This is a genomic window from Novosphingobium sp. 9 (genome assembly GCF_025340265.1).
Classification (GTDB): domain Bacteria; phylum Pseudomonadota; class Alphaproteobacteria; order Sphingomonadales; family Sphingomonadaceae; genus Novosphingobium.
The window spans coordinates 1,496,396-1,509,047 of record NZ_CP022707.1 but is presented as its reverse complement, the minus strand read 5'-3'; the positions used below and the strand labels follow the sequence as shown (position 1 = coordinate 1,509,047).

Annotated in this window: 9 protein-coding genes; 4 read left to right on the top strand and 5 right to left on the bottom strand. The window is 64.6% G+C overall.

The window, feature by feature from the left end; genetic code table 11:
- Positions 1-54: 54 nt before the first annotated feature.
- A complete protein-coding gene (gene pstS / locus CI805_RS07560; protein WP_260921479.1) occupies positions 55-1,125 on the bottom strand; it encodes a phosphate ABC transporter substrate-binding protein PstS in 1,071 nt (356 codons plus the stop codon).
- A 450-nt stretch (positions 1,126-1,575) separates the two neighbouring features.
- A complete protein-coding gene (locus tag CI805_RS07555) occupies positions 1,576-3,480 on the bottom strand; it encodes an aspartyl protease family protein (protein WP_260921468.1) in 1,905 nt (634 codons plus the stop codon).
- A 192-nt stretch (positions 3,481-3,672) separates the two neighbouring features.
- Here CI805_RS07555 and CI805_RS07550 point away from each other — a divergent pair, with 192 nt between their 5' ends.
- The 4 genes from CI805_RS07550 to CI805_RS07535 all read left to right on the top strand — a co-directional run bounded on the left by CI805_RS07550 (position 3,673) and on the right by CI805_RS07535 (position 7,779).
- Positions 3,673-4,932 (top strand): CynX/NimT family MFS transporter, encoded by a 1,260-nt coding sequence (locus CI805_RS07550; RefSeq protein ID WP_260921466.1) that lies wholly within the window; start codon positions 3,673-3,675, stop codon positions 4,930-4,932.
- A 174-nt stretch (positions 4,933-5,106) separates the two neighbouring features.
- A complete protein-coding gene (locus CI805_RS07545; RefSeq protein WP_260921464.1) occupies positions 5,107-5,592 on the top strand; it encodes a VOC family protein in 486 nt (161 codons plus the stop codon).
- Between the two features lie 197 nt (positions 5,593-5,789).
- Positions 5,790-6,896 (top strand): acetamidase/formamidase family protein, encoded by a 1,107-nt coding sequence (locus CI805_RS07540; protein ID WP_260921463.1) that lies wholly within the window; start codon positions 5,790-5,792, stop codon positions 6,894-6,896.
- Between the two features lie 70 nt (positions 6,897-6,966).
- A complete protein-coding gene (locus tag CI805_RS07535) occupies positions 6,967-7,779 on the top strand; it encodes a TauD/TfdA dioxygenase family protein (protein WP_260921462.1) in 813 nt (270 codons plus the stop codon).
- Between the two features lie 165 nt (positions 7,780-7,944).
- Here the strand turns inward: CI805_RS07535 and CI805_RS07530 are convergent, their stop codons facing one another.
- The 3 genes from CI805_RS07530 to CI805_RS07520 form a co-directional block, all read right to left on the bottom strand.
- Positions 7,945-10,302 (bottom strand): acetamidase/formamidase family protein, encoded by a 2,358-nt coding sequence (locus tag CI805_RS07530; RefSeq protein WP_260927687.1) that lies wholly within the window; start codon positions 10,300-10,302, stop codon positions 7,945-7,947.
- Positions 10,303-10,469: 167 nt separating this feature from the next.
- Positions 10,470-11,864: a peptidase M20 gene (locus CI805_RS07525; RefSeq protein ID WP_260927686.1), complete on the bottom strand. Its 1,395-nt coding sequence runs from the start codon at positions 11,862-11,864 to the stop codon at positions 10,470-10,472.
- 119 nt (positions 11,865-11,983) lie between these two features.
- The gene (locus CI805_RS07520; RefSeq protein ID WP_260927684.1) at positions 11,984-12,649 is read right to left on the bottom strand and encodes a cysteine hydrolase family protein; all 666 of its coding nucleotides are present in this window, start codon (positions 12,647-12,649) and stop codon (positions 11,984-11,986) included.
- Positions 12,650-12,652: the final 3 nt, after the last annotated feature.

Sequence of the window (12,652 nt, the reverse complement as noted above, 5' to 3'; positions counted from 1 at the left end):
TCTTGGAACTTGTCGGGAAAGGCAAGACCCCGGTGCGATGACCGGGATCATCCTTCAAGGCTTACTTGGCCGCCGGGTGTAGACCGGCTTGCCATTGGCGACAATGCTGGTCTGCCACTGCTGGCGCACCATGGCCTTCACCGAATCCGGCAGCGGCACGTAATCGAGCTTCTTCGCGGTATCGTCACCCGAGGTATAGGCCCAGTCGAAGAAGGCCAGCACCGCCTTGGCGCGCGCGGCATCCTTGGGCTGCTTGTGCATCAGGATGAAGGTCGCGCCGCTGATCGGCCAGGTGTCCTGCCCCGGCTGATCGATCAGCATGATGTAGTTGCCGGGCGCCTTGCTCCAGTCCGCACCCGCTGCCGCAGCGGCAAAGGCATCGGCGGTCGGCGCCGGATAGTTGCCCGCCTGGTTGCGCAGCAGCGCATAAGTCGCGCCGTTCTGCTTGGCATAGGCATATTCGACATAGCCGATGGCGCCCACGGTCTGCTGCACGAAAGCCGAAACGCCGTCGTTACCCTTGCCGCCAAGGCCGGTCGGCCAGTTCACGGTATCGCTGGCGCCCACCGCCGACTTCCAGCCCGCGCTCTGCGAAGCGAGGTAGGAGGTGAACATGAACGAAGTGCCCGAACCGTCCGAGCGGTGAACGACGGTGATCGGCAGCTTGGGCAGCGCGACACCGGCATTGAGCGAGGCGATCTCGGGATCGTTCCACGTCTTGACCTTGCCCTGGAAGATGTCCGCCAGCGCCTGGCCGGTCAGCCTGACCTGCCCCGGCTTGATGCCCGGCAGGTTGATCACCGGCACCACGCCGCCGATCACGGTCGGGAACTGGTAGAGGCCGTTCTTTTCAAGCTCTTCGGGCTTGAGCGGCTTGTCCGAAGCGCCGAAATCGACGGTCTTGGCCTCGATCTGCTTGATGCCGCCGCCCGAACCGATCGCCTGATAGTTCACCGCGACGCTCTTGGCCGAACGATAGGTCTCCGCCCACTTGGCATAGACCGGAGCCGGGAACGTCGCGCCCGCGCCGTTCAGCGCATTCGCCGCGCCGGACTTGCCGCCACAGCCGGAAAGACCGCTGACCATTGCCACGGCGCCAAGCGCGAGAATCATACGACGGTTCATCATGTGTCCTTCATGGAATGCACCCTGCCGATCGCGATTTTGTGGCCCTGCGGCCCCCTTTCCCGGCGAGTCCTCCGAGCGGTTACACGTGTTTTACGACTGATTTGTGACAGGCTGTCATCAAACTGAAGTGCGCCATGCCAGCGTCACGTATTGACGCCATTGCCACGCTGTGCAGACTTTCCCGGACAACGGCGAAGGCGCAGTCAAACTCAAGGACTTATTCGCTGGGCAGCAAGACCTGAGACGTATTTTCGCGGCAAAGTACGCATCGAAAAATCACCGCGGCACCGAAATGCGCTGAGCCTCGAACAGATGATCGGCCCCGACATCGTCCCGGCGCCCGAGGCAGCCCCTTGAAGAACCCTCACCGTTCTTGACGGTGCCTGAGGGGCATGACGACTCTTGCCGTCATGCCCCTCTTTTTCCATCAGCGATTATCGAGCCGCATCAGCCTGTGATCGCAAACTTCTTCGCACGATTGGCCACCTTGGGTTCGAGCGCGATCGCTGCCTTCACGTCTGCCTCGCCCTCCGCCTTTCGGCCCTCCCGCTCACGCGTCAGCCCGCGCATGTAAAGCGACCAGGCTTCCTTGGGCTGCTTGTCGAGCACCGCGTTATAATCGGCCTCGGCCTTGGCGTATTGCCCCATGCGGAAATAGACCAGCGCGCGGCTATCCAGAATCGAAGGCGCTCCGCCGCTCCGTTTCACCGCCGTGTTGCAATCGTCCAGCGCCTTGTCGAGTTCGACATTGGCCAGAGCCCGCGCCCAGCAGCGATTGTTGAGCAGCCCCTGCAGGCGGGAGTCATTGCGATGGTACTCGATCACATCGTTCAACATGGTGATTGCCCGAAGCGGCTGCCCCAGCTCCTGGAACAGCGTGGCAAGCGTGGCCGCATCCAGCGAAGCCGAATGCGTTACTTTCGCGGCCGCCTGCGCATCTGCGAGCGCGCCGGCATGATCGCCCTCGGCCATCCGCGAGAAGCCCCTGCGCACCAGCAGATCGGCATCGGTCGGGTCAAGCTCCAGCGCCTTGGCATAATCCCTTTCGGCGAGATCGCTCTTGTCCTGATCGGAATAGGCATCGGCGCGGGCTTTGTAGTAGGCCGCATTCGCCGGCGCGAGACGGATCGCATCGGAGAGATCGGCGATCCCGCCGTCCAGATCGCGCTGGGAAAGTCTCGCCGCCCCGCGCCGTGCAAAACCGTCCGCCGTGGTCGGCGCGGTAGCATTGTCGAGCGCATCGACCCGGTGTGTGCCGGTCGGCAGCGCCAGCGGCTTGTCGCTCGCTGCGACACCGTCTCCCTGAAACGGTTTCCCGCCGGTATAGGTGAAATAGATCTGCTTCTGCCGCCGGGCGACGTAGATGTGATGGGCCAGCATGTAATCCGCGCCCAGCAACATGTCCGGACCATCGCCTCCGGCCACGATCGGACCATCGATCACCATGATGCGCGATCGCAGGATCTGCTCGTTACCGATCGAGACGTTGTCCACCGTCACCATCCACCCGCCGTTCAGATGCCGACCGATGCCGCCGATGCCCGAGACCGGACGCACACTGGGGCCGTTCAGGTCGATTCCGGCCTTGATCGCGGCATCCTTGCTGATGACCGAGGTTGGCGAGCCGGAATCGTATTCCGCCTTCAGCTTGGCGCCATTGATCGTGACCGGCATCCCGAACTCGTGATCGTGCGGGTCGTCCCCCGGCAGGAGCGGCACTGCGAAATAGGAGCCGCTCTTGTCCCAGTAGGTCATCAGCGTGTGATCGCAGCCCTTGGGATAGATAAGCTTGACCGATCCATGCGCCAGATCGAATTCGGTATCGGCAATTGCCAGAAGGTTGCGCCCCAGCAGGGCATTGCCGGTATCGCTGCCGCCGACGATGAACTGCACATTCTTCACATCGTTCGCGGCGATCGTGAACGATTTCGCCGTGGCCACTTGCGCACTCGTCGATCCGCCCACGCCGACCATCCGGAACCAGTAGGGGAGATCGGACAGCGGTAAACTGAGTTCCTTCGCCTTGGCCAGAGGCATGAAGCTGAAGAAGGCACCGCTATCCAGCCAGAAGCGATAATCGCTGCCGTTGATCTTGACCGGCACCGAAGCACGCAAGCCCTCCATCGTCACGGGAAGGTCGGCGATAATGCCAATCTGACAGGCTTTCGGCTGTCCCGGTTCCGCTGCCTGAGCCTGCGCCGGAACCAGCGCTGCCATGCCTGCCAACACCGCCAGCGATCCTGCCGAAACTGCGCCCAGCATGCGGTACTTTTTCAACGTCATGAACACCCCCACCCGCCGCCAGCGTTCTGATACGGCGCGCCATTTACATGCGCTTACAACTTCCGGCATGCCAGTGAAAATTTGGTATTCTATCAGGTGTGTAGCAGTTTCTTTGCCGGCCCCTGCCGCGCGCGCCGTCAAGTCTTGCGGCGCGCCCCATCAAGAGCACGCACGCCTTGCATGAGATTGTGCAATTGCAACATGAGGCGATTCACGCCACGTAATGCCATGCTCGGCCCGCAGCCCTTTCCAGGAGTTTCCATGCCCCGTTCGACACTCGTGATGTTCGCGGCCTCGCTGGGCTTCTTCTTCGTGACCGCGACGACATTCACCTCGCTGGGGTATGAGCTGTACACCATGGCACCGCAGCTGGGCTGGTCGCAGGCAGCGGCGGGCTTCAGCTTCTCGCTGCTGGGCCTTGCCTGCGGCCTTGGCAGCCCGCTTGTGCCGGTACTGATGAAGACGATCGGTTCACGCCTGACCATGGTGGCGGGAAGTCTCGTCCTGTCAGCGGGCTTCTTCATCGCCGCCTCGGTCCACAGCCTTGCGCTGTTCTATGTCGCGACGACCCTGATGGGCGTGGGTTTCTCGCTGGTGGCCCCCGCTCCTGCGGTCGATCTGCTGGCAAACTGGTACGGTACAAAATCCGACCGGATGATCGGCTTCTACTTCATGTTCGGCGCCGCGGGCGGTATCGCCGGTCCGCAGATCGTCAATGCGATCTTCACCGCGACCGGGGACTGGCGCCTCAACTGGTCGATCATGGGCGTCGGCTCTCTGCTGCTGGCGCTTGTCTGCCTGCTGTGCGTGCGCGACCGCCGCGTTGAAGACGAAACCGCTGCCGCCTCTGACGCTCCTGCTCACAGACCCTCGGCCTGGACGGTCCGAATGGCGCTGCGCAGCCCGGCCTTCCTGCTCATCGCAACGATCATCACGGTCGTGCAGATGGCCGTAACCTCGCTGCATTCGCTGCTGGTGACGCATATCGCACACCTTGACGGCAGCGGCAGCCGCGGCGCGCTGGCGATGAGCCTGATCGCGCTGGCCGGTGCAGGTGCCAAGGGCGTTACCGGCTCGATTTGCGAGAAGGTCGATCCCAAGGCCATCCTGGTGGTCGGCCTCGGCGTGCAGACTTGCGCGATGCTGGCGCTCTGGGCCACCGGGTCCGACCTTGTGGCGACCGGCGCGGCCATGGTTTTCGGGCTTGGCTGGGGCCTGGCGTGGCTCTCGGCGCACATCCTGATCCTGCGCTACTTCGGACCACGCATCGCAGGTGACATGGTTGCCATGGCCACCACCGCGACCACTGTCGCCGTGCTTGGCCCGGTGGGCGCAGGGCGCGTGGCCGACGTGACCGGCAGCTATGCTCCGGCGCTGCTGGTCTTCGCCATCCTGCTCGGCATCACCATGATCGCTGCGCTGCTGTTCCTGCGCGCACCGAAGCGGGTAAACGCCGATGCACCGGCGGACGGCGAAAGCCTTGGCGAAGCGCTGTCCTCAACGATGATCGCGGCCGAATAACCGTCCAAAAACCTGCAACGAATCCCCGATGGCCCGGCCGTTTGTGCCGGGCTTTTTTTGCATCCCCCCACGCGCTGGCGATCAACAGTTCATGCGCGACCGGGCGCGAGCGCTCTGCCCGGCTGAGCTAGGCCAAAGCAGCACCGCAACGCCAGCAAAGGGACACCGCTCGCGATGACCAACACTCTGATCTTCGTCGATTTCGCCACCGACGATCCCGCCGCCGCAGGGGAATTCTACGCCGAAGTCTTCGGCTGGGAGAACGACGCCCGCCCACACGGCATCTATCACCGCATGGTCCCCGGCGGCTTCTTCCAGCACAAGGACGGCACCAACAGCCAGATCGGCAACCTGCACTTCGGCGTGTTCGACGCGAAGAATGCACGCCCCCACCCCAATCCCGAAGGCGTGGAACCGCGCACGCTCTCCACCGATGGCCGCAAGGCGCGCATCTGGGTGCTGGTAAGCGATGACGACGATCCCGAGCGCATCCTGTCCACCGCCGAGAAGCTGGGCGGCAAGGTCCTGTGGCGCAACCATTACTGGGCCGAGTTCAACGGCTACAACGCCGCCTTCGCCGATCCGTGGGGCAACGAGATCCTGCTGTGGATCAAGGCCGGTGAGAACCCGCAGATCCCCGCCGATTTCACCCGCGAATAAGGGCGTCGGCAAGCGCGAAACCCGCCCGATGGAGCGCGCATGACAACTTGTTGTGCGCGCGCCCGCAAGACCGGAAACGCGCTTCGCATAGCCTGACATCGCCACAAGCACACGCGACACAGAACGGCACCTAACGGGGGTAGAGCGGCCTGCAGATTCTGCACAGGCCGCCCCGGTGTCCGCCCACAGGAGTTCAGATGGCCACGTCCAGCCTTTCCCCCGCATCCCCTGCCGCTCCGCTTCGCGAAGCTGTGAAGCCGAGCGCGCTGCATCACCTGCGGGCAACGCCCGAGACGATCCACTGGGGCTACTTCTCGCCGGAAGTTCCGCCTGCGCTCAAGGTCAAGAGCGGCGACCTCGTGATGGCGCAGGCCGTCACCCACCATGCGGGCGACGATCCGGATCTGATGTTCGACGACGACATCCGCCGCATCTTCACCGAGGTCGATCCCGCCACCCGCGCGCCGGGCTGCCACATCATGACCGGGCCGATCTATGTCGAGGGTGCAGAACCCGGTGACATGCTGGAAGTGCGCTATTTCCAGATGACGCCGCGCTTCAACTACGGCTCCAACCTGCAGGCCGAATGGGGGCACCTTTACAAGGAGTTCGGCGAAACCGAGCGCGTCACGATCTACAAGCTCGATCCCGTCGCCAACACCGCCAGCGCGCTCTATGCCTATGACATCGAAGGCAAGTACGGCGCGCCGGGGCGCATCACCCAGTGCCCGACGTGCGACCGTTCGCCCGCGCTTCCCGGCATCACCGTGCCTGCGCGCCCGCACCTGGGCACTGCAGGCGTGGCGCCTGCCGTCAACGAGCCGGTCAGCACCATTCCGCCCGGCCTTCACGGCGGCAACATCGACAACTGGCGCATCGGCGCAGGCGCGACGATGTTCTACCCGGTGCAGGTCAAGGGCGGCCTGTTCTCGATCGGCGATCCCCACATCAGCCAGGGCGACGGCGAGATCAGCGGCACCGCCATCGAGGCTTCGCTCGACGTGCTGTTCCAGATCATCGTGCGCAAGGACTTCCAGTTCCCCTCGCCGCTGCTGGAAACGCCCGACTACTGGATCGTCCATGGCTTCGGCGAGGACCTCGATCAGGCGATGAAGTGCGCCTCGGTGGACATGCTCCACCTGCTGACCGAACATCAGGGCCTTTCGCGCCATGACGGCTATTCACTGATGAGCGTCGCCGCCGACTTCGGCGTGACGCAGGTCGTCGATGGCACGCAGGGCATCCACTGCAAGATCGAACGCCGCATCTTCCCCGAGAAGGGCGTGTTCAAGGACCCTGCATAAGCTACAAGATTTCCCGCGACGGGTTCCCAGCCCCCGTCGCGGGAAAACCTCTGAAGAGGACGAGGAAAGCGTGGAATACGAAACGATCGAAGTGCGCCCCATGACCCGCCGCATCGGCGCGGAGATCTTCGGCGTCGACCTGACCCGCCCGCTCGGCAACCAGACCTATGCCGAAGTACGCGAGGCGCTGCTGCGCCATCAGGTGATCTTCTTCCGCGATCAGCAGATCGACCACGACGCGCACAAGGCCTTCGGTGCCGCCTTCGGCCCGCTGGCGATCCATTCGGCGGTCAAGGGCATTGACGGCTACCCGGAAATCGTCGCGATCCACGCCGATGAAAACAGCAAGTTCGTGGCGGGCGAGGACTGGCACTCTGACCTGTCATGCAACGAGGAGCCGCCGCTGGGCTCGATTCTCTACATGCACACGCTGCCGTCCGACGGCGGCGATACGCTGTTCGCCAGCATGTACGATGCCTATGAGGCGCTATCCCCGGCGATGAAGGCGTTCCTCGATCCACTGACCGCCGTGCATGACGCGAACCCGGTCTACAAGGCGCTGTTTCCCGACGATCCGCGCACTTATCCGTGCAACACCCATCCGGTGATCCGCACCCATCCCGAGACCGGGCGCAAGCTGCTCTTCGTCAATTCCTCGTACACCACCAAGATCGCCGAGCTGGAGCCGGGCGAGAGCAAGGCCGTGCTCGAATACCTGTTCCAGCATGTGAAGAACCCGAACTTCCAGGTTCGCTTCCGCTGGCAGAAGCACTCTATCGCCTTCTGGGACAACCGCTGCACCCAGCACTTCGCGACGTGGGACTATTTCCCCGACGTCCGCTCAGGCTACCGCGTGACTGTGGCGGGAGACCGCCCGTTCTGACGCGTCAGAGACAAAGCCCTTCGGGTCGCATTCGCGGGGCTTCTGGACGTTACGCTGACTGGATTCCCGCCTGCCCTATTGGGCAGTTTATCCTGAGCGGCCGGTCTGCCGGCCAGCCGAAGGGCGGGAATCCAGATGCGCGGACTTCTCCGCCAGCAACCTCCATCACCCCGTGAACAGCGCCTTGCGGATCACCGCGTGGACGCCGTAGTTGCCGTTCACCACCTGACTTACCCCGAAATCCACGCCGACTGACAGGAGCGAGATCGCCTCGTCCTCCGTCAGTTGCTTGGTGGTCATCAGGAAGCGGCGGGCCTTGCGGAAGGCATCGCGCATGGCGGCATCGAGCGAGCTTTGCTTGTAGACCTCGCTCTGCGCATCGTCGCCCAGTTCCTTGAGGTAGTCGGGATGGCTGAAGCCCATCACCACCCATTCAGTATCGGTCTCGATCAGCGGATAATCGACATCGCGTAACGGCCCGGTCAGATCCGCCGCGCGGTGATGGACGATCTGGATCAGCCCGGTCATCGAACACTCGATGGCGGTGCCGCACAGTTCGCTGTCGCCTTGCGAGGCATGGGGATCGCCGAGCGACAGCAGCGCGCCTGCCACCTGCACCGGCAGGAAGATGCGTGAGCCGGGGCCGGTGCGCCAGTTGTCGAGATTGCCGCCGAACGAGGCGGGCGGCACCGAGTCGACCAGACCGCTGTGCGCGGGCGCCACCGCGATCACCCCGAAATGCGGGCGGATCGGGATTTCGACATCGCGCAGGATATCGTAGTTGCGCTCGATGGTGTCGGGATCGACCGGCACGCCGGGATAGTCGTAGCGCTCGTGGACCACGCCCGAAGGGTCGGTCTGCGGTGTCCAGCGATAGGAATAGACCGCGTGGGCGGTCGGGATGCGCCCGCCTGCGGCTTCGACCTCGTAGATCGTCACAACCTCGCGCATGCGCGGTTCGGTGAGCAGGTCCTGAAAATGGAAACCCCAGTAGGTTGCCGCGTTCGATCCGAACGACTTGCCCGCATAGCGCGAGTTGCCGCTGGGCCGGGGCTTGAGATCGAGCACGCGCACTTCGACCAGATCGCCCGGCATCGCGCCGTCGATGGCGATGGGGCCGGTGCAGATATGCACGCCGAAGCCCTCGCCCGCGCCGCGCCCGAAAGCGGAGGCGTCCATCGGCCCCGCGCCGCGCCGCTCGATGGTCTTGCCGTGCTCGTCCCAGTGATAGACGCTCTCGACGCCGGGATCGCCCTCGACCATGCGCTCGGGATCGTCGTTGGCGTGGTGCGTCAGCGTCTCGATCGTGACGAAATCGCCCGAACACACGGTCAGCGCCGGTTTCAGGTTGCGGCTGAAGTAGCCCCAGTGGACGTTCTCGGGCGTCGCAGGCAGCACATGGTGACGGCTGGCCGCAGGATGCACGGGCAGGCGCGTGGGCACGGCATCGGGCGCCGGAGCCGTCGCTTCATCGGCGATATCCTCCACCGCATCGAGGCCATCGTCGGCGGGCAGACCATCGTCCTCCCGCGCCGCGCTGGCGCGACGGGCGGGCCTGCCACGGCGCAGGGTCTTGGTCTCTTCGAGTGCTTCGGCAGGCGCCTTGCGATATTCGCGCGGAGAGATGCAGTACTGCTCGCGAAAGGCGCGGCTGAACGAGGCGCTGTCGTTGAAGCCCCATTCGAACAGGATATCCGAGATCGACTTCTGGACGTGGAGCGGGCTGCGCAAGTCCAGACGGCAGCGTTCGAGACGGCGCACCTTCACGTAGTGGCCGAAGCTGTCGTTGATCGATTCGAACAGCTTCTGGAGATAGCGCGGCGAAATGCCATGCTCGGCGGCGACCATCTGGTAGTTGAGATTGGGGTCCGACAGGCGGATCTCGATGGTCTGGAAAATGCGCTCCAGCAGCGCCGCACGCATGCCTGCCGCACCGCCCATCGCCTTGGGCGGGGCATTGTCGAGCAGTGCCGTGACAAGAAATTCGGGGAACGCCAGTTCGACCGGGCGGGCCTGATCGGGCGTGATATCGCTGATCGCGTCGGCCAGCGAGCGCAGCATTCCACCGAACACGCGCGCCGCGCCGCCGTCGGTAGCAATCTTGCGCGGGGCACTGCCGATCGGCCCTTTCAGGCGCTGGCTGATCTCGCTGTGCGGCACCTGCACGACAAGGCTGCGATTGTCTCCCGAGAACGCGAAGTGGACCGGCGTGTCGCCCTTGCCGCAGATGATATCGCCATCGCCCATCGTCAGGGTCTGCGTGCCGTCGCGCACGCTGGCCTGCCCATCGAGCACCATGACCAGCCAGTAGGTGGCAGGCTGGTCGCGGAAATCGACCGACCAGCTCTGCGCGGTGCCGGTCACGCGGGTAAAGGCGATGTCGGTGCCCGAGCGGAACTGGATCAGCTCGCCATAAAGCGTCGCCTCGTCCACCTCGTCGAGCGTGATCGACAGGCGCTTGAGCGCGAACCGCCAGGCATCCCGGCGCTGCTCCTTGGGGTAGACATTGGTCGTTATGCGCAAGCGCTGATCATCCCGGTGTGTCTGTGCACCCTGCACCCGATATGGCCGCTCGGATTGACATGGCGGCCTTGGCGCAAGGGTCTATCGAGCGCTCGTGACGGCGACAAGACCTCTTTCAGTACCGCCCGGTTCGTAAAACCGGAGCGCCCCGTTTCAGAACTGTCCGATCAGAACGGGGACTCGTTGTCGCCATAGACGCTGGTCGGCCCGTCACTGGCGGGGCCACCTTCCGCCCGCCCGCAGATCGCCAGCATCGTCAGCGCATAGACGAGCGCGCTGGAGGCAAGATCGGCTCCGGTCGGACGCCAGCGCGGCATGCCGGTGGTGACGGCGGGAATGCGGTGCATGTTGAACACGTTGTGATCGCGCCACATGCTGGAATAGACCGGATGCGCGGGCTGCAGTTCCTCGCCCCGCGTCAGTTGCGTTGCGGCGGCGACGGCACCGACCAGCGGCGCGACTTCGGCAGGGTTCGCCTCGAAGCCGTGGCGCACGACCACCGGCTCCACCTCGAAGCCTGCAAGGTCGAGCCCGCGCATGGCGGCGGTAATCCCGTGCATCGCCTCGGCCGCCTTACGACGGGGGCTGAGCGAAACCTCGATATAGAGCGCGCAGACTTCGGTGCCTGCACCGAAGTCGATCGGCATGCCGCCGCGCACCGAGGCGATCTGGACCTTGGGATGGATCGCGCCGCTCAGCGTCTCCATAACACTCTCGCGCTCCCAGTCCTGCCCCCAGGCGTGGAGCGCGTCGATTACCGCGCCCAGGCGATAGATCGGATTGGGATGCTCGGCGGCGAACTCGGGCGCGTCCAGGATCGGGGTGAACATGCCCTGCCCGAAGATCGAGACCTTGAACAACGCATAGCCGCAACCCTGCCAGGTCAGGCCAAAGTCGGTGCCTTCCGCCGCGATCGCATAGTCCGGCGCGACCCCGCCGTGATGGAACAGGTAATGCGCGCCAATGTCCTTGCCGTTATAAGCGATGCCGGAGAATTCCTCGATCGGCTCGGGACCGATCTCGCCGGGACAGGCGGTGATCCAGGTTTTGCCCGCGAGCGCGATCCCGGCCTTCTTCAGCGCCTTGGTGGCGATCAGGAAGCACGACATCGGCCCGCGATCGTTGCTGACCGGATAGCCGCGCAGGCGTCCTTCCTCGTCGAGCCAGCACTTCGACCATTCCGGGTCCGCCAGCGTGCTCTCGCGGTAGCGGAACCTGTCATGTTCCGCGATGCCGCTGGGGCTCTCGGTATCGAGATGCGCGGTGAACAGCAGGTTCGCGCCGCCGCCGTGTACCGGAATGCCCTGCCCGCCGTATTCTCCGATCACATTGGGCCGCTCGGGCGTGGCGCCGACCAGACGCGGGCGGAAGCCCTCCGCCTTCATCCAGTCATGCACATGCATCGCCGCCGCCAGTTCCTCGCGCGAGCGGCTGGGGATATTACCCAAAGTCAGCGCCAGTTCGACCAGTTCGTCGGTGTCGATTGCGGCTGCGATGGCAGCGCACTCCTCCTCGCTGACCGTGTAGGGCGCAAGGGCGGCATCGGCGAAAGGCTGGGTCATGATTACTCCTTTGATCCGCTCTCGCGGATAGGCGGCACCGGCCCGCGCCCCCACCCACCACCCTTAGACTACTAACGTCGGGTGGTGGGTGGGGGCGCGGGCCGGTGCCGCATCTCAAACTAACGCCACGCCGCGATCACATCGGCGCTGGTGGTCAGCAGGCCGATGTTCTTGCGCAGCACGTCGAGCGTGCCTGCATGCAGCGCCGGTTCGTAAGCGGCGCAGGCATCGCTGGCTAGGAACACGTTGTAGCCAAGATGGAACGCGGTGCGTGCCGTACAGTCAACACAGCACTCGGTCGTAATGCCGGTCATCACCACGGTATCGATCCCGCGCGCTTTCAGCTGCGCATCGAAATCGGTGCCCGAGAACGCATCGAACAGCAGCTTCTCGATCTCGATATCGCCGCTCTCGGGGAACAGGCGCCAGTAATCCTCACCGCCCGAGCCTGCGCGGCAGATCGCCTCGCCGCCCGCTTCGCCGCGCCGCTCCATCAGCAGCTTGAGCGCGCGACTGTCACTGTCGGGCCGGGTGACGACGCGCAGGAAGGCGATGCTCGCCCCGGCCTTGCGGGCTGCCGCGATCATCGGCTCGATCCGGTCGATGGCGGCATGCGCAGGTGCCAGATCGACACCGAACGAGCCGATCAGGCCCTCGGGCGCGGCAAAGTCCACCTGAATGTCGACGATGACGAGCGCGGTGCGCGCCGGATCGAGCATCGGCGGCAGGTCCGCGCCCGCGACATGCGGCAGGCTCTCGACCGAGGCGATGGTGAGGTCCGTCATTCG